15 protein-coding genes are annotated in these 20018 nt (G+C 74.3%); 8 read left to right on the top strand and 7 right to left on the bottom strand.

Translation table 11 applies throughout. From position 1 onward, the window contains the following. Positions 1-61: 61 nt before the first annotated feature. On the top strand, positions 62-406 hold the full coding sequence (locus HNR12_RS23330; RefSeq protein WP_179769571.1) for an MmcQ/YjbR family DNA-binding protein: 345 nt from the start codon (positions 62-64) through the stop codon (positions 404-406). A 514-nt stretch (positions 407-920) separates the two neighbouring features. Here the strand turns inward: HNR12_RS23330 and HNR12_RS23325 are convergent. Both HNR12_RS23325 and HNR12_RS23320 read right to left on the bottom strand, forming a co-directional pair. Beyond that, the gene (locus tag HNR12_RS23325) at positions 921-2357 is read right to left on the bottom strand and encodes an ABC transporter permease (RefSeq protein ID WP_179769570.1); all 1437 of its coding nucleotides are present in this window, start codon (positions 2355-2357) and stop codon (positions 921-923) included. After that, positions 2354-3268 carry an ABC transporter ATP-binding protein gene (locus HNR12_RS23320; RefSeq protein WP_179769569.1) on the bottom strand — a complete coding sequence of 305 codons (915 nt, stop codon included), beginning with the start codon at positions 3266-3268 and terminating at the stop codon, positions 2354-2356. The genes HNR12_RS23325 and HNR12_RS23320 overlap by 4 nt, the downstream gene beginning before the upstream one ends. Before the next feature lie 65 nt (positions 3269-3333). Here HNR12_RS23320 and HNR12_RS23315 point away from each other — a divergent pair, with 65 nt between their 5' ends. The 3 genes from HNR12_RS23315 (at position 3334) to HNR12_RS23305 (ending at position 6633) form a co-directional block, all read left to right on the top strand. Then, a complete protein-coding gene (locus HNR12_RS23315; protein WP_179769568.1) occupies positions 3334-3831 on the top strand; it encodes a GbsR/MarR family transcriptional regulator in 498 nt (165 codons plus the stop codon). A gap of 206 nt (positions 3832-4037) precedes the next feature. Beyond that, positions 4038-4997, top strand: a complete 960-nt coding sequence (gene murQ, locus HNR12_RS23310) for an N-acetylmuramic acid 6-phosphate etherase (protein ID WP_179769567.1) — start codon at positions 4038-4040, stop codon at positions 4995-4997. Positions 4998-5037: 40 nt separating this feature from the next. Beyond that, on the top strand, positions 5038-6633 hold the full coding sequence (locus HNR12_RS23305; protein ID WP_179769566.1) for a PTS transporter subunit EIIC: 1596 nt from the start codon (positions 5038-5040) through the stop codon (positions 6631-6633). A gap of 105 nt (positions 6634-6738) precedes the next feature. Here the strand turns inward: HNR12_RS23305 and HNR12_RS23300 are convergent, their stop codons facing one another. From HNR12_RS23300 to HNR12_RS23280, 5 genes are all read right to left on the bottom strand, one after another. After that, positions 6739-7107 (bottom strand): alpha/beta hydrolase domain-containing protein, encoded by a 369-nt coding sequence (locus HNR12_RS23300; RefSeq protein WP_179769565.1) that lies wholly within the window; start codon positions 7105-7107, stop codon positions 6739-6741. 141 nt (positions 7108-7248) lie between these two features. Next, on the bottom strand, positions 7249-9228 hold the full coding sequence (locus HNR12_RS23295; protein WP_179769564.1) for a hypothetical protein: 1980 nt from the start codon (positions 9226-9228) through the stop codon (positions 7249-7251). Continuing rightward, positions 9225-10373 (bottom strand): 5'-methylthioadenosine/S-adenosylhomocysteine nucleosidase family protein, encoded by a 1149-nt coding sequence (locus HNR12_RS23290; protein ID WP_179769563.1) that lies wholly within the window; start codon positions 10371-10373, stop codon positions 9225-9227. Before HNR12_RS23290 ends, HNR12_RS23295 begins: the two co-directional genes overlap by 4 nt. After that, a complete protein-coding gene (locus tag HNR12_RS23285; RefSeq protein ID WP_179769562.1) occupies positions 10370-11101 on the bottom strand; it encodes an NUDIX hydrolase in 732 nt (243 codons plus the stop codon). The genes HNR12_RS23290 and HNR12_RS23285 overlap by 4 nt, the downstream gene beginning before the upstream one ends. 231 nt (positions 11102-11332) lie before the next feature. Beyond that, on the bottom strand, positions 11333-12559 hold the full coding sequence (locus tag HNR12_RS23280; RefSeq protein WP_179769561.1) for a cytochrome P450: 1227 nt from the start codon (positions 12557-12559) through the stop codon (positions 11333-11335). Between the two features lie 773 nt (positions 12560-13332). Here HNR12_RS23280 and HNR12_RS23275 point away from each other — a divergent pair. From HNR12_RS23275 to corA, 4 genes are all read left to right on the top strand, one after another. Further along, positions 13333-15120: an AMP-binding protein gene (locus HNR12_RS23275; RefSeq protein WP_179769560.1), complete on the top strand. Its 1788-nt coding sequence runs from the start codon at positions 13333-13335 to the stop codon at positions 15118-15120. Continuing rightward, positions 15117-17879 (top strand): FAD-dependent oxidoreductase, encoded by a 2763-nt coding sequence (locus tag HNR12_RS27940; RefSeq protein WP_218902027.1) that lies wholly within the window; start codon positions 15117-15119, stop codon positions 17877-17879. The genes HNR12_RS23275 and HNR12_RS27940 overlap by 4 nt, the downstream gene beginning before the upstream one ends. After that, positions 17872-18708 carry a thioesterase family protein gene (locus HNR12_RS23265; RefSeq protein ID WP_179769559.1) on the top strand — a complete coding sequence of 279 codons (837 nt, stop codon included), beginning with the start codon at positions 17872-17874 and terminating at the stop codon, positions 18706-18708. Before HNR12_RS27940 ends, HNR12_RS23265 begins: the two co-directional genes overlap by 8 nt. 292 nt (positions 18709-19000) lie before the next feature. Continuing rightward, entirely contained in the window at positions 19001-19978 is a 978-nt protein-coding gene (corA, locus tag HNR12_RS23260; protein WP_179769558.1) for a magnesium/cobalt transporter CorA, read from the top strand. Positions 19979-20018: the final 40 nt, after the last annotated feature.

Here is a 20018-nt window from a genome sequence, read left to right as displayed (position 1 = left end):
CTGGTCGGCGGGACGGGGCACCGGCCCCGGACCGCCCTCCGCATCGAAGGGATGCCGCGGTATGGCCACATGGGACGACGTCGTCGCGATCGCGGCCGCGCTGCCCGGGACCGAGGAGTCCACCTCCTACCGCACCCCCGCGCTCAAGGTGCGCGGCCGGACGTTCGCCCGGCTGCGGACCGAGGCCGAGGGCGGGCTGATGCTGCTGTGCCCGCCGGCGGAGAAGGCGGCGCTGCTGGCCTCGGGCGACCCCGCGTTCTTCACCACGGCGCACTACGACGGCCACGGCTCCATCCTGGTGGCCCTCGACCGGGTCGAGGACGACCACCTGGCCGAACTGGTCACCGAGGCGTGGCGGCTGAAGGCGCCCGCAGCGCTGCGCGCGGCGTTCGACGCCGGGTCCTAGAGCGCGTCCCAGGGCCACCGCCCTTCCGCGCCGCGCCCCGGGTGGGGGTTTCCGCGCGCCGCGTTCTCCGGGGCCCCGGCCGGGAACGGCCGGGGAGGGAGCCCCCGGCCCCCTCTTCGCGGGGCGCCCCGGAACGGCGCCCGCGGACGGGGTGCCGGGGGTTCGCCCCAGCCCGAAACAGCCGGGCGCACCGGACCGGCATTTGCCAATCGCCCCTACCGCGGCCCTTGCAGGCACTACGCTCGGAAACGTGTCCGCGGACGGGGCCACCGGGCCCCGCCCGGGTCCGCCGCCTCCCGCCCCCGCGGGCGGCCCCGCCCCGCGCCCGGGCGCGCCGGGCGCCGCACCGCCCGTTCCACGGCGGGCACAGCCGAACCGGACCACTCCCCCAGGGCGCTGCGGGAGGCGTCCCCCCGACTCCCCCCTTCGTCGGAGCGCCTCCCGCACGGCCCGCCCGCCGGGACACCATGCCCCACCTCCCATGGTGTCCCGGCTTCCCCCGGGCACCGCCGGGTCAGCCCCCGAGGTCGCGCCGAGCCAGGGCCGCCAGGCCGGCTCCCGTGAGCCCCGCCGCCACCGCGCACAAGGCCGCCACCGGCCCCAGGGCGAACGGGGCCGCCGGCAGCCCCGGGGTCAGCGCGAACGGCGACACCGCGAGGACGGCGTGCGGCGCGCCCAGCAGGTCCACCGCCAACTCCAGCAGCAGGCAGACGGCGAGCACCGTGTAGGCCCCGGCCGCCGCCACCAGCAGGTGGCCCAGCGCCCAGCGCAGCCGGCCCACCGGCCCGGAGAGCAGGAGTTCCAGCCGCCCGGACGCCTCCTCCGCGCGCAACCGCAGTACGGCCTGGAGGGTGAAGACGGTGACAACCTGCGCGGAGAGGTAGACGATGAACGCGAAGAAGCCGTCGACCGGGCGCGCGGACGCCCCCGCGCGGGCGACGATGCCGCTCAGCACCGGGCTCTGCGCGAGTTGTTCGGCGATGGTGGGGGCCGCCGCTCCGACGCCCGCGCCGAACAGGGCCATCCCGGCTGTCCAGGCGAGGACGGTGCCGCGCTGCCCCCGCCAGGCCAGGGCCGCGGGCGTGCGCAGGAGCGCGCTCGCGCGAGCCCGGCCCGGCCGGGCGGGAAAGGCGCCCCGGCCCAGGTCGCGCCGGGCCGAGACGGCGTAGGCCGCGGCGAGGAGGGCGGCGCAGGCCGCGGGCGCGGGAAGCAGCGCCCACCAGTGGTCGCCGGCGAAGGGGCGCACGTGCTCCACCCAGCCGAACGGTGACAGCCACGAGAGCCCGTCGCCCGCTCCGAGGTCGGCCACCCCGCGCACGGCGTAGCAGGCCGCCATCACCCCCGCCGACAGCCCGATGGCCGCTCGCGGGCTCTCGGTGAGCTGCGCCGCCACGGCGGCGACCGCGGCGAAGACGCAGCCCGAGGCCGCGAACGACAGGCCTGTGGCGAACGAGCCGGCGGCGGGCGATCCCAGCGCCGTCAGGCCCGCGCCCACCGCGAGGCCGGCGAGGAGGTTGGCGGCGAAGGCCACCACGAGCACGGCCGTCAGCGGCGCCTGCCGCCCGATCGCGGTGGCGCCGAGGAGTTCGCGGCGCCCCGACGCCTCCTCGGCGCGGGTGTGGCGCACCACCAGCAGGATGCCGGCGATGGAGAGCAGCAGTGCGGCCTGCCCCCGGGGGCGCCAGGCCGCGACCGCGCCCACCGAGGATCCGTGGACGGGGCCGATCGCGAACAGCTGGGTGGGGTCCTGCGCGGTGGCGGCGACCAGGGCCTGGCGCGCCTCCTCGGTGGGGTAGGCGCCGGGCACGGCGGCGGCGACGCCCACCACGAACAGCGCGGTCAGCCCGTACCAGAGGGGGAGGCGCAGGCGGTCCCGCCGCAGGACCAGCCGCACGAGCGCCGCCGTGCCGGCGGCGGACCCGGTGCGCGCGCCCGGCGCGGGGGCGCTCACCGGCCGGCCTCGGCTTCGTGCTCGGCGCGCTCGTCCCGGTAGTGGCGCAGGAACAGCTCCTCCAGGGACGGCGGCCGGCTCGTGAGGGCGCGCACGCCGGCGTCGGCGAGGGCGCGCAGGAGGCCGTCCAGGGCTTCGGCGTCGACCCGGCAGTGCAGCCGGCGGCCCTCGACCCGCACGTCGTGCACGCCGGCCCGGCCCGCGAGCGCGGGCACCGGGCCGGCCAGTTCGGCGGTGACGGCGGTGCGGGTGAGGTGGCGCAGTTCGGCGAGGGTGCCGGTCTCGACCCGGCGGCCGCGCCGGATGATGCTGACGCGGTCGCAGAGCGCCTCGACCTCGGTGAGGAGGTGGCTGGAGAGCAGGACGGTGCGCCCGCGGTCCCGCTCCCGGCGGACGCAGTCCTGGAAGACCGCCTCCATGAGGGGGTCCAGGCCTGACGTGGGCTCGTCCAGGATGAGCAGTTCGGCGTCGGAGGCGAACGCGGCGACCAGGGCCACCTTCTGCCGGTTGCCCTTGGAGTAGGTGCCGCCCTTCTTGCGCGGATCGAGGTCGAAGCGGTCCAGGAGTTCGTCGCGGCGGGCGGGGTCGAGGCCGCCGCGCACGCGCCCGAGCAGGTCGATGGCCTCGCCGCCGGAGAGGTCGGGCCACAGGGTGACGTCGCCGGGCACGTAGGCCAGGCGGCGGTGCAGCGCCGCGGCGTCGCGCCAGGGGTCGCCGCCCAGGAGGGCCGCGGTGCCCGAGTCGGGGCGCAGCAGGCCCAGCAGGATCCGGAGGGTCGTTGACTTGCCCGCCCCGTTGGGCCCGAGGAACCCGTGCACCTCTCCGGGGGCTACGGCGAGGTCCAGGCCGTCCAGTGCGCGGGTCCGGCCGTAGGTCTTGACCAGACCGGACACGGATATCACGTTCGACATGACGGCGAACATACGCTGATTTCACAAAATTTGCGAACTTAGTGAGAGACAGTAGGCTGGCCCCCATGGCCGACGCTGGAGACGACGCTCGCGACATGGCGGAGCGGCGGTACGCCGAGAGGTTCGCCGTCCTACTCTGGGAGTCGGGGTACCCGCGCATGGCGGCGCGGGTGTTCGCCTCGATCCTCACCGCCGAGAACGGCCGCCGCACGGCCGCCGACCTCGCCGAACGCCTCCAGGTGGGCCCCTCGGCCATATCGGGCGCGGTCAAGTACCTGATCGACGTGGGCATGGTCGTCCGCGAGCGCGAACCGGGGCAGCGCCGCGACCACTACTGCGCGCGCCCCTCGGCCTGGTTCGACGCGGTGGCCGCCAACCTCGACGTGTTCACCCGGTTCGAGACCGGTGCCCGCGAGGGCGTGGAGGTCTTCGGCGCCGGCACCCCCGTCGGCGAGCGCCTGGACGAGGTGAGCCGGGCCTTCGCCTTCCTCCGCCGCGAGATCCCGCTGCTGCTGGAGAAGTGGCGGGCCCAGGAGGCGGAGCGGACGGCCCCTACCTCCTAGACGCCCGCCCCCGCGGTTTCCTCACCGCCTCCGCTCGTCCCGCCCGGCACCGGAAGTCCCCGGCACCGGGCGGTTTCGCGTGCGCGGTCCCGCCCGTACCAGCGGCCTCGGAAAATTTCCTACTTGACATGTCCCATCACGGGTGGAAATTTACGACACAACGAACATCTCATCACCGGGTCCGTCGGAAGGGACTGCTCCTGCCCATGGCGACTACAGACACCAGCGGGGCCGAGAACTCCGTGCGCGGGCTGCGCGCCGACCTCGCCGGGCTGGCGACCGAGGCCCGCCGGACCGACCTCGCGGGCATCGACCGCATGGGCACCGAGGCCATCGTGCGCGCCATGAACGACGAGGACCGCGCCGTCGCCCCGGCCGTGGCCGCCGCCGCGCCGGCCATCGCCGCCGCCGTGGACGCCATCGCCGAGCGCATGAACCGCGGCGGGCGCCTCATCTACGTCGGCGCCGGGACCGCCGGGCGGATGGGCGTCCTGGACGCCTCGGAGTGCCCGCCCACCTTCAACACCGCCCCCGGGCAGGTGGTCGGGCTCATCGCGGGCGGGCCCACCGCCATCCACAACGCCGTCGAGGGCGCCGAGGACGACACCGAGGCCGCGGTCGCCGACCTGGAGGCCCTGGCCCTCGTGCCCGACGACACCGTGGTCGGGATCTCCGCCTCGGGCCGCACCCCCTACTCGGTCGCCGCCGTGCGCCACGCCGCCGGGCGCGGCGCCCTGACGGTGGGCGTGTCCTCCAACCCGGGATCGCCGCTGGGCGCCGCCGCCGACCACGCCATCGAGGTCGAGACCGGCCCCGAGCTGATCGCCGGCTCCACCCGGCTCAAGGCGGGCACCGCACAGAAGCTCGTCCTGAACACGCTGTCGACGGTCACCATGATCCGGCTGGGCAAGACCTACGGAAACCTCATGGTCGACCTGCGCAGCACCAACGAGAAGCTGCGCGTGCGGGCGCACCGGATCGTGGAGATGGCCACCGGCGCCGACGAGGACGAGGTGCGCCGCGCCCTGTCCGCCGCCGGCGGCCACGTCAAGACCGCGATCCTCACGATTCTCGGCCGCCTCGACGCCGAGGAGGCCGCGCGCCTCCTCGACGCCTCCGGCGGCCGGCTCCGCGAGGCGGTCGAGTCGGCCGCCCCCAGGGACTAGGCGTCCCACCCCCTCCCCCGAGCCCGGAAGGAAGCAGGCAATGAGCGACTCGGGTGCCGCCGACCACGCGGCCACAGCACGGGACCTCCTCGCGCTGGTCGGTGGCGAAGGCAACGTCACCTCCATCGCCAACTGCATCAGCCGGCTGCGCGTCGGCGTCGCCCACCGCGACCGGGTGCGCGACCAGGAGATCCGCGAGCATCCCAAGGTGCTCGGCGTGGTCGAGGACGAGACCTTCCAGATCGTGCTGGGCCCGGCCGCGGTCTCCAGGGTGGCCGAGGAGTTCCGGCGGCTGGTCGAGGCCGAGCGCGTCGGGTGCGCCGACTCCCCCGCCGGCGCGCCCGACGCGGGCGGCGCGGGCGGCGCGGGCGGCGCGGGCGGCGGCGCACCCGACGCGGGCGGCGCGGCCTCCGACGCCGCGGCGCTGGCCGCCAAGGGCGCGGCGATCCGGGCCGAGAACAAGCGGCGCAACGCGACCCCGTTCAAGCTGCTGCTGCGGCGCGTGGCCAACATCTTCGTGCCGCTCATCCCCGCGCTGATCGCCTGCGGCATCCTCGCCGGTGTCACCGGGGTGCTCACCAACCTGGGCTGGCTCACCCCGGCCCTCCCGGCCATGCGGGCCATCGCGCAGGGCTTCATGTCGCTGATCACGGTGTTCGTCGGCATGAACGCCGCCAAGGAGTTCGGGGGCACCCCCGTGCTGGGCGGCGCGGTCGCCGCGATCATCCCCTTCGCCGGGATCGCCGAGGTCCAGGCGTTCGGGGTGCAGCTCACGCCCGGCCAGGGCGGCGTGCTGGGCGCCCTGGGCGCGGCGGTGCTGTGCGCCTACGTCGAGCGGTGGGCGCGCCGGTGGGTGCCCGGCACCCTGGACATCCTCCTCACGCCCACCATCGCGGTCCTGGTCTCGGGCCTGGTCACCGTCTACGGGCTGATGTTCGTGGCAGGCGAGGTCTCCGCGGCCATCGGCGTGGGCGCCAACTGGCTGCTGGGCCAGGCCGGGGCCGTGGCCGGGCTGGTGCTGGGCGGGCTGTTCCTGCCGCTGGTGATGCTGGGGCTGCACCAGGCCCTCATCCCCATCCACACCACCCTCATCGAGGTGGACGGCTTCACCGTGCTGCTGCCGGTGCTGGCCATGGCGGGCGCGGGGCAGGTCGGCGCGGCCGCCGCGGTCTACCTGCGGCTCAAGAACAACGAGGGGGTGCGCGCCACCATCCGCTCGGCGCTGCCCGCCGGCCTGCTGGGCGTGGGCGAGCCGCTGATCTACGGCGTGACCCTGCCGCTGGGCCGCCCGTTCCTGACGGCCTGCGCCGGCGGCGCGGTCGGCGGCAGCTTCCTCGGCCTGGCCAACCAGCTGGGGGTCAGCGCGGGCTCGACCGCCATCGGCCCCTCGGGCTGGGCGCTGTTCCCGCTGGTGCAGGGCAACCAGGGCATCGGGGCCGCCGTCCTGGTCTACGGCCTGGGCCTGCTGGTCGGCTACGTCGCCGGGTTCCTGCTGACCTACTTCTTCGGGTTCAGCCGGCAGAGCCTGGCCGAACTCAACGCCGCGGAGTCGCCGGCGCCCGAGGCCGACCCCGCCGACGACCCCGCGGCGCCGAAGCGGTCGGAGGCCGGGACCGGGGTGGCGGCGGGCGGCTGACACCGGGCCGCCGGCGGGAAGGCGACCGCCGGTGCGGGGGTGTCCACGGGGCCGACGGCCGCGCGGCCACCCCCGCCTTCGTGTTCCGTCCTGCCCTGCCGCGCGCTATCCGCCGATACCCGAGAGGGCGGCCTCGCGCCGGTTGCGCGCGGAGTCGGCGCGGGTGATGTAGCCGTCGCGCAGGTTGCGCAGCTCCACGCGGGTGACCGCGGCCAGGTAGCCCGCCCGGGTGGGGTAGAGCTCGGCCAGGCGGTCGTCGTCGTAGGGGGCGTGCGAGCCGAAGAGCACGCAGAACTCGTTGCCCGGGCCGTCGGGCCGGTTGGCCCCGGTGTTCAGCGCGGTGGGGACCTCCACCTGGGACAGCCGGATGCCGCCCAGGGCGTGGCCGTCCGCGCCGCGCGCGATCCGGCCCTGGCCGTCGCGGGTGATCCGCTCGGCGGCCGGCGGCGGGGTGCCGGTCCGCGCCCGGCCCACCAACCGAACGCGAAGAAACAGGGGCGTCCCTCATCCAATATCCGCGCCCTCGGCCGCGCATCGGTGCGGTCTCGACACCCGGTGACCGCACCACCACACCGAAATGCGACCCAGCGGCGAACAGGCCGGCACGGCGGCGGACTAGCCACTCCCGACTTCGGCCTTGGCGAACGGATCATCGGACGCGCTTGGGGGCTGGGCTCGGCCGATCCACATTTTGCCCTCAGCGGCAATACCCTCGAGGATCCGGAGCGTGTGACCGAACCCGGCCGCGTCGAGGTTGACCTGGGACTGTTCGCCGGGGCTTTCCCCGGCGTCGGGCTCCTGCGCGTTTGGGCCCGTGACCAGGATTTCCTTGGCGGGGCCGTTCATGAGGGTGAGGTTCAAGGTGTAGCTGTGATCGTCGGACTCGGAGACGTGGACCGACGAGACCGACTCGAACCGGAAGTTGTCGCGTTCCTGCCCCATGGTTTCGGCCTTTTCGAAGTCGAGTTCCGTGGTCACCTCACGGACTCCGTCGTGGGTGACCAGGTAAATCCTTATTTCGTACTTCGAGTAGCGCCAGGGGCCTGACTGCAACTGTGCCCGCTTGCAGCCCTTGGCAGGCGTCTGCAAGAGCGCGTAGGCGAGGATGTCGCGCCACGCCAGTCGGTAGTGCCGCAGCGCCCTATCGAGAATCAATGTCTTGTCGCAGTTCAGCCACTCCTCCATCTCCATCTCGGAGGGGCGGGTGGTTTCGAGCTTCGCCTTCCACCTCGCGTGCTCTTCCTCCCGTTCCGCCAGGGTGAGCGAGTACTCCGCCTCGTCCTCGACGACGCGTCGGCGTTCGCCGAAGACCAGCAGCCACAGCGGCGCGGCGAACCGCGCGCCCACCACCGCGGCCGCCACCGCGGCGGCGCCGGGCAGTGGCGCCTCCTGGACCGTCGCGACGGCGACGCTGACGGCCGCCGCCGCCAGGGCCGCTGAGGAGGCCAGGAACCGCGCCTTGGTGGTAGCGGTGACCTTGTAGTACGCCCGGTGCTCCAGGAGCCTTCCGGCCAGCCACCGCCTTCGGACATCGCGGACCAGGTGGCGGATCAGCCACCTGACCTTGTCTGCGCTGACCCTTTCCTCTCGGTAGATCTCGGCGACCTCATCCCGCAGGGTGCCGCGGATTCCGGCGGTCTCCGCAAGCCACGCCGCTCGGCGGTCGGGAGCGTACTTGGTGAAGTAGTACTCGAACGCGTGGTCGACGCGGTTGGCGAATCCGCCTTCGGGAGCACGGGAGTTCCGCCTGGTCTCGATGTACTCGAGGTCCTTGTCCCTCAGTCTCCCCACCCGGTAGTGCCACTCCATCCCGCTTCGCGCCGCGATCACTCCGGCCGCCAGGGCGACGAGATAGGCGAGGTCGGGCACCAGGCCCGCATGGGTGAGGACGGACCAGCCCATGTACCCGGCCGCCAGCGTGAACAGCACGGACCACGCCACGGCACAAAGGCGGTCTCCGGGAGTGGCGCGGCTCCCTTCGGGGTGGCGCGCCCGGGCGCCCGCCGGGTCGGGCTCGAAGTACGCCCACACCCGCTTGAGGCGGTCCCTGCCCAGCCTGTTCTCCTCCGCCGCTTGGCGCGTCTGGACCCACAGACTGTCCTTCATTCCTCCAGTCAGGACCAGGTCGAGATGCCGAATGATCTTGTCGCGCTGGAGTGCGGGGAGGTTCTGCAGTTCCTTGAGTGCCAGTCCGGGATCGCCGCCGGAGTCGGACAGGCAGTCGAGGAGATCGCAGATGGCCTTCAGCGCGCGTCTCCAGTCGTCCGCGGCGTAAGTGTGCACACGGCCCGAGACGCGGCCCAACGCCGCCCGCTCCTCGGGGGCGAGGTCCCGATAGGAGCGTTTGCTGAGCATGGCCAGGACCCAGTGGAAGCGCACCTCACCGCCGTCGTGTCCGTGGGCGATGGCCTCCTCGATCAGGCCGCGGGCCCGAGTGGGCGCCCCGTTCTCCAAGAAGCGCACTCCGACCTGGTACTTCCGCGAGGGCGGCGAGTCGGGAAGAACCTGGTACACCGTCGAGTTGTGTACCGCTCCGGCCTGGATGCCGACGTTGGCGTTCTCTCCGGTCGTGTTGTTGACGGCCGACTCGTTCACGAGACTCCCTGCGCTGCCGCGATGAAAGCCGCCACCTTCGCCGCCAGTTCGGCGACGTCTCCGATAAGGCCCCGCAGCCGCTTGAGGGCGAGGACGAACGCGCCCTTTCCCTCCGGCGTGCTGTCCGCCAAGGCCTTGCTCGCGATATCGATCTCCGCCTGCGCGGCGTCGTACGTCGCCCCGTCGATCCTGCCGGCCGAGCGTTCGCGCACCAGGTCGTCGCGGAACGCCGCGAGCCCGGCGGCGAGGTCGGCCGGCTCCGGTCCGGAAAGGTCCGCGCCCATGGAGACCCTGCTCCCGGTGACCTGACCGGCCTGAATACCCACCTGGCCGAAGGCGTAGTTGGTGACGCCGCCGCCCTTCTCGCCGAATGTGCCGTCATCCATACCGCGACGCTCCTGATCCTTGGTCAGTTCTGCGGCGAGCCGGGCGGCGAACGCCGCGGCGTTCGCCGCCGCACGCGGCTGCCAGGTCCCGTCCCCGTCCGTTGACTTGGTTCCATCGGCCCTGTCGCTGATACCTCGCACGATCGCGACCGGTGATCCGTTGAGATGCCCGGCCTGCGCCACACCGGCGGCCTCCATCTCAATCGCCAGGGCGTCGTTGTACGTCTTGCGGATCCAGCGCGCCTCGTGGGAGATCCGTGAGTTCTGCACGATCTCGCCCGCCGCGATCGCGCCGAAGTGGACCCTGGGCGGACGGTGGCCGGGTTCCGCCGGGGGCGCCCAGTCGCCGGTCCGTCCCACGTGGGCGGCGACCTGGCTGATCTCGTGTGCCAGCTCCCACACCCGCGGACGGGCCTTGAGCCCGTCGTCCTCGCTTGTGCCGCCGTGATAGGCGTAGACGTGCGTTGCCATCACGACGTCGCCGAGCGGCGTGGCGTCCCACAGCGCACCCGCCACACCGACGAAGAGGACGGCCACCGGCGAGAACCGCTGGATGGCGCGTTCGGCCAGCACGGCGGCCGGGTGGTTCCCCTTTCCGGTGAGCCCCAGGGCGACCCGGCATTTCGTGCCCGCTAAAGTGCCGACCTCGAAACGCGTTCCCCGTTCGTGGCGGTGCACCTCCGGACCAACCAGTTTGCGCCACACCGCCTCGTACTCGAGGTTGAGAGCGGTGAGCATGACCACCAGGTTGTCTTTCACTGATTCCCCTCGTTCGTCGCCGGAGAACCGGGGCGGACCAGCGGTGGGTGCAGCGCGTTCCGCGGCCCGGCCCGGAAGAGTCGTGCGGGCCGCCCCTTCGTCGTTCGGCGGTTCGGTCCCGCCGGAACGATGAATCCGGGCACACCCTGGATCTTTCGATAGAAGTTCCGCTGGTCGAGCCGGACCCCCCAGACAGCCTCATAGACACGCTGCAATTCCGCGACCGTGAAGGTTTCACCGCAAAAGGCGGTCGCAAGGGAGGAATGCTCGATTTTCGCGCGGGCGCGCTCCACCCCGTCAGCGAGAATCTGCCGATGGTCGAACGCCAGTCTCACACGCCCCGAACTGACGTCCTCGACGGGTCTCCAGGAGGCTCCCGCCGCGTCGGTACCGGCGACAGGTTCGGGGAGCCCAGGCGCAATGGCCAGGTAGGCGACTGAAACGACCCGGCCGCGCGGGTCCCGGTCGGGCGCGCCGTAGGCACCCAACTGCTCCAGGTGCAGCCGCGCCCCCTCGAGGTTCGCCTCCTCGCGGAGTTCACGATGGGCGGCGGCGAGCACGTCCTCGCCGGCGTTGTTGAGAAAGCCGCCGGGGAGGGCGTGGTGGCCCCTGAAAGGCTCGATACCGCGCTCCACAAGCAAGACGTGGAGGCGTTCGGAACGCAGGGTCAGAATGACCAGGTCGACCGCCACCAGGACGGCCGGAGGTTGCCAGGATTCGTCGAGCATGTCGACGACCCTATCTTCCTGTCACTTCGACAGGAAGAAATTTTGTTTTTTTCCTTGAATTAGCGGGAGATCATTTCGTGGCGCGCGTCCGCACCAATGCGTTTCTCCAGGTGACGGTGGGTGAGGATCGGACTCACCCACCGTTGTGGAACGTCGCTGTGCCCTCACATCGGCCCGAGTAAAAGCCGTGAAACGACGGACCGATACTTCATCTCACATCCGGCAGGGCCGCTACCAGCGGACGGGCAGAGCGGCCAGGGTGATGGCCATGTGGTTGGGGCGCCATTCGAGTTGTTCGGGGGGGACCGCGAGGCGGAGGTCGCGGTGGTGGGACAGTTCGGTGAAGGCGATGCGGGCGACCCAGCGGGCCAGGTGGGCGCCCGCGCAGTAGTGGGGGCCGTGGCCGAAGCGGATGTGGGGGTTGGGACTGCGCCGGGGGTCGTAGCGGTGGGGGTCGGGGAAGACCTCCGGGTCGTGGTTGGCGGCGTCGGTGGAGATCAGGACCATGTCGCCGGCGCGCAGGCGGCGGCCGGCGATCTCGGTGTCGGTGGTGACGATGCGGGCCAGGGCGTTGCCCAGGACCACGCTGAAGCGCAGCAGCTCCTCGATGTGGCGGTCGGCGGTGGCGGGGTCGGCGCGCAGCTCCTCCAGGGCCCAGGGGCGGCGCAGCAGGTTGTGGGCGCCCACGCCCAGGAAGCTCGTCATGTCCTCGTAGCCCAGGACGAACAGCCCGCCCACGATGTTGGCCAGCTGGCCGGTGGTCAGGCCGCGGTCGGGGTCGTTGCGCGCGACCAGGCGCTGCATGAGGCCGTCGGCGGGGATCCGGGCGGACGCCGCCGTACCGTCGCGGACCTGGGCGATCAGCCCGGCCATGTGGCTCTGCATCCCGGCCCAGTTGCGCGCGGTCTGCTCGGCGGGCACCAGCATGGTGACGTCGCCGTCGGCGAACTCGGCCACCCGCGGGAGGTCGGCGAGCGGGATGCCCAGCAGCCGGCACATGACCTCGCCCGAGACCCGGGTGGCCAGGTGGTGCTGGAGGTCGCCGGGCTGGGGGCCGGCGAGCATGGCCGCCAGTTCGCGGCGGACCACCGCGCGCACCCACTCCTCGGGCAGGTCGGGGTGCTCGGGGCCCAGGGCGCGCCGGACCTCGTCGGCGAGGCCGGCCCGGCGCAGGAAACCCATGGTGTTCATGACCTCGGGCGCGTAGATGGGGGTGTCCTGGACGGGGGCGTCCGGCAGCCCCACCGCCGCGCGGTCGAAGACGCGGGAGTCGGTCAGCACCGCGCGGGCCTCGGCGTGGCCGGTGACGAGCCAGACGTCCTCACCGGCGTTGCTGAGGGCGGGGACGACGGGGCACTCGCCGCGCAGGTCGTCGAGTTCGGGCGCGAGGCAGTCCCCCCGGGAGCTGAAGGGGTACTGCGGACGGGGCGCGGTGGCGGTCTCGGTCGTCTCGGTCATGGGCGAACCTCACTGTGGCGGTCGGAGCGGAGGTGGCGGTCGGCGCCCGCCGGCGCGGACGCGGGCGGGCACGGGGAATTCCGCGCCGGTATCCGGAGGCGGGGACACCGTTTTTCCCCGAGCACGGCGTGCTCCACCTCATTTCCGCGCGACAGGTGCGGTCCCCGAGCCCGATCACCGTTCCCACCTCGATATGCCCGGCCGGGGACCCGGGACAAACGGCGGCGCCTTTCACCTGCAGCGAGTTGAGCGAAAATCACAGGTTCGTCCCCGGCGGAAAAGACCCGAAACCGCCATTGCGGGGGTCATGGAATGGCGGTAACCGGCGACCTGATATGGGTGCGCCGACGCGGCGGACGCGCCCACGGCGCCCACGGCGCCCGACGGCCACCGGTCGGCCGCCCTCGCGCCGCGGCGCCGGAAAGCCCTCGGCGGCGGCGGATCCGGACGCCCCGGCCCGCCGGGGCGGTCCGGGCCGTTCGCCCCGCGCCCCCGCACGAGGGACGCGCGAAACGCGGAAACGAGCGGCGCACCCCGCACCGGCCGCGCCGAACGATCACCGGGCCGCCTTTCCGTCGAAATACCCGCGGGTAACACAACCCGCGCTCCCGGCACCTCTCATCGGACACCCAGGAGGATTTCAACTCATTTTTACCGTGCCCGGATAAGGTGTTCCCGAATTCACCGGGAACGACCACACGACAGCGTTCGACTTTCGAAAGACTTTCGGCTGCTCACCGCGGGTTCGCGGGTCCGGGCGGGGAAGGAGACGGGTGGACCACACCAAGGCCGGCGGCGAGCGATCCGTCGCGGCGCGCTTCCGGGAGCTGCACGACCGCGTCCCCGACCGCGGACTTCTCGTCTTCACCGACGACGACGGCCGCGACGTCGACACCATGACGGTGCGCCGCCTGGCCTGGGAGGCCGAGCGCATCCGGGCCGACCTGGCCGGGCGCGGCCTCGCCCCCGGCGCCCGCGCCCTCCTGGTGCACCTGCCCTCCCTCGACTTCGTCAGCGCGTTCCTGGGCTGCCAGGCCGCGGGACTCGTGCCGGTGCCGGTCGCGCCCCCCAACCCGTTCAAGCCCGGGCGCGACATCGGGGTGCTCGCGGCCGTCGCCGCGAGCTCGGGCGCCGACCTCGTGCTGACCCACACCCCCTACCGCGACCTGCTCGCCGCCGGCCGGCACGCCCGGCGGTCCGCCCCCGGCGCCCCCGCCTGGCCCGACCTCCCCTGGGCCGACACCGACCGCCCCGGCCCGGTGCCCGCCCACGCCCCCGACCTCGGCCGCTGGCACGAGCCCGCCGACCTGGACTCCCCCGCGTTCCTCCAGTACACCTCCGGCTCCACCGGCGCCCCCAAGGGCGTGGTCGTCAGCCACCGCAACATCCACCACGAACTGGACTCCATCGCCCGCGACCTCGACCTCGGCGACGACACCGTCGCGGTCACCTGGGTCCCGCACTTCCACGACCTCGGACTCGTCAGCTTCCTGCTCAACACCCTCGTCGGGCACTCCGCGCGCACCCACGTGCTGTCCCCGCTGAGCTTCCTGCGCCGCCCCGCCGTGTGGTTCGAGGTGGCCTCGCGGGTGCGCGCCACGCACACCGCCGCCCCCAACTTCGCGTTCGACCTCGTCGTGCGCAAGACCGCCGCCGAACAGCGGGCCTCCTGGGACCTGTCGTCGCTGCGGGTGGTGGGGTCCTCGGGCGAGCTGATCCGGCCCGCCACGGTCGAGCGCTTCCTGGCCGCCTTCGCCGAGGCCCGCTTCCCGCCCGAGGCGTTCTACCCCACCTACGGCCTGGCCGAGCACACCCTCAGCCTCACGATGGGCGGCAGCGGCCCGCTGCGCGTCGACCCCGACGCCATCAGGCTCGGCCGCGCCGTGCCCGTCGGCGACGACCCGGCGCGGCCCGCCGCCTCCTACTACGGCTGCGGCACCGTCACCAAGCCTGGCGCCCGCCTGCGCGTGGTCGACCCGCAGACCCGCCTGCCGTGCGGGCCCGGCCGCGTGGGCGAGATCTGGGCCGACTCCGCGACCAAGGCCCGCGGGTACTGGGGCCTGCCCGACCACACCCGCGAGGTGTTCGCGGCGCGCACGGCAGACGGCGACCCCCGGGAGTACCTGCGCACCGGCGACCTCGGGTTCCTCCACGAGGGGGAGCTGTTCGTCACGGGCCGGCTCAAGGACATGATCATAGTCCGGGGCCACAACCACTATCCCCAGGACATCGAGGACACCGTCCGCGGCTGCCACCCCCTCGTCCGCTCCGGCGGCGTCGCGGCGTTCGCGGTGCCCGCCGAGGAGGATGCGGCGGCGGGCGAGCGCCTGGTGGTCCTGGTCGAGACCACCGTGGAGCCCTCCGCCGAGGACGCGGCCGCCCTGGTGCGCGCGGTCCGCCGCGCGGTGGCCGACGCCCACGGCATCCCCTGCGACGACGTGGTCGTGGGCGGCCGCGGCCTGGTGCTCAAGACCACCAGCGGCAAGATCCGCCGCAGCGCCTGCCGGGCGGCCTACCTGGACGGCGCGGCCGCGGCCGGCGCCGCGGCGGTGGGGCGGTGAGCGGCGGCCCCGCCGGGGCCCCCGGCCTGCGCTTCTCGGCCGGCCCCGACGACCCCGCCCTCCACGACCACGGCCCCGGTCTGGCCGCGCTCCTCACCCGCTTCGAGGTGATGGTCCGGTCCTCCCACCGCACCCGCCGGCGCTTCTTCCACGCCGACGCCGCCGCGGTGCGGGGCGAGGCGGTGGCCGCCCCGGCGCCCGGCGGCCCCGAGCCGCACCCGTTCTTCGCCTCCGGCGCGCGCGTGCCGGTGCTGGCCCGCTACAGCAGCGGCGAGCGGGCCGACGAGGTGCTGCCGGGCACCCGGGGGCTCTCCCTGCTCTTCTGCGACCCCGCGCACCCCGGCGACCCCGGCCGCGCCGTGTTCGCCCTCACCCTGAACACCGGGCGCCGCCTGTTCGCGCGCAGCGCCGCCCACTTCCACCGCTTCACCTTCGGCACCGACGCCGACCGGGAGGCCATGGCCCGCGAGGACCCCGGCCTGCGCGCGGCCGTGTGGGAGCAGGTCCGCGACCCCGTGGCCTACCCCCGCTACCACTACCACTCGCAGGTGCCGCGCCCCTACGTCGACGGCGCGGGCCGCCCGTGGCTGGCCCGCTACCGCGCCGTCCCCGCCTCGGGCGCGCCCGACGCCGGCCACCACGACCCCGGCGGCCACCCGCCGCCGGCGGCGCCGCCCCGGTCCCCGCGCCGCGCGCCCGGCGACGACCGGCCGCCCACCCTGCTCAGCGACGCGCTGCGCGCCGACGTGGCGGACGGCGGCTTCCGCGTCCTCCTGCAGGTCCAACTGCATCCCCTGGGCGCCGACCCGGCGGCCAACCGCGCGGCGCTCGACCCCGCGCGGCTGTGGCCGGAGCCCGCGCACCCCTACCGCACCCTCGCCGAACTGCGGTTCGACGCCCCGCTCGACGGCGCGGTCGCCGAGGGGCTGCTGTTCGACCCGGCACTGGCTCCCGAGGGCCTGGGCATCGCGCTGGCCCGGTCACCGCACGAGGCCGCCTCGGTCAACCACGTCCGGGCGCTGGTCTACCGCGCGGCGCACGCCGCCCGCACCCGCGCGCCCGCCCCGCCCGCCCCGCCCGCCGCGAACGGGCGCGGCCCCCGGCGGCTGACCGTGTGCGTACTCGGCGCGGGCCCGGCCGGGCTGGCGGCCGCCCGCGAACTGGAGCTGCGGGGCCACCGCGCCGTGGTGCTGGAGCGCGCGCCCGAGGTCGGCGGGAAGTCGGTCTCCGTCCGCGTGGAGGGCCGCGCCTACGACCTCGGCGCCCACATCTGCACCCCCGAGTACGCCGAGGTCGCCCGGCTCGCCGCCGACCTGGGCGTTGAGACCGAGGACGCCACGCCCACCCGCGTCCACGGCCCCGGCCGGCCGGCGGCCCGCCGCCCCGACGCCGCGTTCTTCCGCCCCGAGGCGTTCGCGCGCTACACCCGGCTGCGCGCCGAGCTCTTCCCCGGCATCCGGCAACCCGGCCTGGCCCACTCGGCCGCGCACCTGGCCCGGCCCGTGGCCGAGTGGCTGCGCGGCAACGGCCTGACGGCCATGGCCGCCTCCCTGGGCGACGGCTACACCGCCTCGGGCTACGGCCACCTGCGCGGCGACCTGCCCGCGCTGTACTTCGTCAAATACGCCGAGCTGACCGGCCTGCTGTCGGCCGGGCCGGCGCCGACCGGCCACGCGGGCGCCTTCACCGTCCGCGACGGGTTCGCGCGGCTGTGGCGGCGCGTGGCCCGCGACCTCGCCGACGTGCGGACGGGGGTGCGCGTCCGCGCGGTCGAGCGCACCGGCGCGGGGGTCGCGGTGTACACCGACGGCGGGCCGGTGCGCGCGGACGCGCTGGTCCTCACCCCGGCCCTGGACCGGGTGGTGCACCTGCTCGACGCCACCGACGAGGAGCGCGACCTCGCGGCGCGGATCCGCACGGTCGACTACCGCACCGCGGTGTTCCGGGCCTCGGGCCTGCTCCGCGAGGGCTTCTACCTGGTCGGCGAGCACACCGCCGCCGCGGCCGAGCCGGGGCACCTGGTGGCCTACCACCACCGCCACGCCGGCGCCGACGTCTACACCGGCTACCTCTACGGCGCCGAGGGACTCGGTGAGGCGGGGGTCCGCGCCCGGGTGGCGGCCGACGTCGCCCGGCTGGGCGGGCGGGTCGAGGAGGTCCTGCTGGTGCGCCGGTGGCCGTTTATGCCGCACTTCTCCGGCGCCGACCTCGCCGACGGCGCGCTCGCGCGGTTCGAGGGCATGCAGGGCCGCGCCCGGACCTACTACACCGGCGGCCTGCTCGGCTACGAACTGGTCGAGACCGCCGTCGCCCACGCCCGCGACCTCGTCGGGCGGTTCTTCCCGGACGCCCCGCAGACCGGCGGCGCCGAGAGGCGCGCGGCGGCGGGCGGGGCGGCCGCGTGGGCCAAGCCCGCCGCCGCGCCGCCGCGCCCGGTGGCGGTCCGGGGCGCCGCCGAGATCCGGGACTGGCTGCTGGCGCGCGTCGCCGAGGAGGCGGGAGGGCCGGTGGACCCCCGGGCGCCCCTGGACGACTACCTGGTGGACTCGCTCGCCGTCGCGGGCGTGCAGGGCGAGCTGTCGGAGTGGCTCGGGTTCCGGGTTTCGCCCACCCTGCTGCTGGAGCTGCCCACCGTCGAGGCGGTGGCGCTCCACCTGGCCGGGCTCGTGGGCGGCCCCGCGGCGGCTCCCCACGCCCGGACCGCCTCCGGCCACGAGGAGTCCGGACCGACCGTTCCCGAAAGGATCCCCCATGAGTGATTTCAGCACGGCCACCGAGGTTTGCCCGCGCGGCACCGGCGGCCCGGTGCGGGAGTTCGGCGCCGCCCTGGACCCGCGCTGGAGCGTCGGCGGCAAGCCGCACGGCGGCTACCTGCTCGCGGTCCTGGGCCGGGCGGCGGCCGAGGCCGCCGGCGACCGCCCGCGCCTGACCGCGGTGAGCGCGTCGTTCCTGGAGGCCGCCGCCCCCGGCGGCGCGGTCGCCGAGGTGGAGGTGCTGCGGGTGGGGCGCACCTCCACCCAGCTGCGCGCCCGCCTGCTCCAGGACGGCCGTCCCAAGGTCGAGTGCCTGATCACCCAGGGCGCTCTGGAGGACGGCGACGCCTGGTGGTCCGCCGCCGAACCCGTGGAGCTGCCCGCGGAGCGGGACTGCTTCCTGGCGCCACCGGAGGTCCCCGAATTGGGGCTGAGCGCGCCGCTGCTGTCGGTGGTCGAGCACCGCCTGGACCCCGGCCTGCTGGGGTTCACGGCCGGCCGGCCCTCGGGCCGCGGGCTCGTCCTGGGCTGGCAGCGCCTGGCCGACGGGGCGGCCTGGGACCCGCTCAGCGTGCTGGTCGCCCTGGACCCGATCCCCTCGGCCACCCTCGACCTGGGCATCGCGGGCTGGGCGCCGACGATCCAGTTCAGCGCCTACGTGCGGCGGCCGCCCGCGCCGGGCGCGCTGCGCACCCGGCTGCGGGCCACCGACGTGGGCGCGGGGACCATGGACCTGGCCGCGCACGTGTGGGACGCCAAGGGCCGCCTGGTCGCCCAGGCCACGCAGATCGCGGCGGTGCGGATCCCCGGCACCCCGGCGCCCAAGGGCCCGTGACGCCGGGCGCGCCGCGCGCGGGGGGCGCCCGCGCTCGGCGGGGGTGCGGGCGCGGGCGGCGCCGCGCGGCGAAGGGCGGGGAAAGCGGGGCGGGGGTCCGGGGCGCGGCACCGTTCCCCTCACACCCCCCCGCTTTCGCGCGCGGCCCCCGCGGCGCTGAAGTCGCAGGGCACACCGCACGCGAGCCACCACCGAAAAAGCTCACTTTCTCGGAAAACGGACCAATCACCATGTGGGCGTGGAAGGGCCGGAAACCCGGTCAGAGCGCGGTGAAATCGGCCACCATGCTCTGGTGATTGTTGACTGTGCTATCTACCACTCCGGCGGCCGTGTGGACGTCGACGGCGACATCAGCGACGCGCTGGACGCGGCCGTCAAGAGCCACGACGGCTCCTTCTGCTGGATCGGGCTGCACGAGCCCACCTCCGAGGAGTTCGACCTGGTCGCCGAGGAACTGGGCCTGCACCCCCTCGCGGTGGAGGACGCCGTCACCGCCCACCAGCGGCCCAAGTGGGAGCGCTACGGCGACATCGCGTTCGTCGTCTGCAAGGCCCTGGTCTACGACGACGCCGCCAAGACGATGCTCACGGGCGAGGTGATGGTCTTCCTCGGCGCCAACTTCATCGTCACGGTGCGCCACGGCGAGGCCAACCCCCTCAAGGGCCTGCGCCGCCGCCTGGAGGCCGACAAGGAGATGCTCCGCTACGGCCCGCCGGTCGTGCTCTACGGGGTCCTCGACGCCGCCGTGGACGCCTACGTCGAGACCGCCGACACCTTCCAGGGGGCCGTCCACGACATCGAGGAGGAGGTCCTGCTCTCGGGCAAGGGCCAGCTCGCCCCCCAGATCTACGCCCTCAAGCGCGAGGGCCTGCGGATCCACGGCGCCGTCGATCCGCTGATCCCGGTGCTCAAGGCGATGTCGGCCGGCGACGCCGTGCGCGTCAACCCCGAGGTGCTGCCCTTCTTCCGCGACGTCCACGACCACGCCGTGCAGGTCGAGGCGCGCGTGGCCTCCCTCAACGAGCTGCTGCCGCAGGTCATGGCGGCCTACCTGGCCCAGGTGGGGGTGCAGCAGAACAACGACATGCGCCGGATCTCGGCGTGGGCCGCCATCATCACCGCGCCCACGATGATCGCCGGCGTCTACGGCATGAACTTCGACTACATGCCCGAACTGCGGCAGTCCTGGGGCTACCCGGCGGTCCTGCTGTTCATGGTGACGGTGTGCACCACGCTCTTCGTGCTCTTCCGCCGCAACAAGTGGCTGTGAGCCCGGGCCGGCCGCTTGGAGCGCCGGGGCGGGGCCGGCG

The sequence above is a fragment of the Streptomonospora nanhaiensis genome (assembly GCF_013410565.1).
In the GTDB taxonomy this organism is placed as follows: domain Bacteria; phylum Actinomycetota; class Actinomycetes; order Streptosporangiales; family Streptosporangiaceae; genus Streptomonospora; species Streptomonospora nanhaiensis.
The sequence above is the reverse complement of the archived record's forward strand: the minus strand, read 5'-3'. Positions and strand labels throughout refer to the sequence as shown.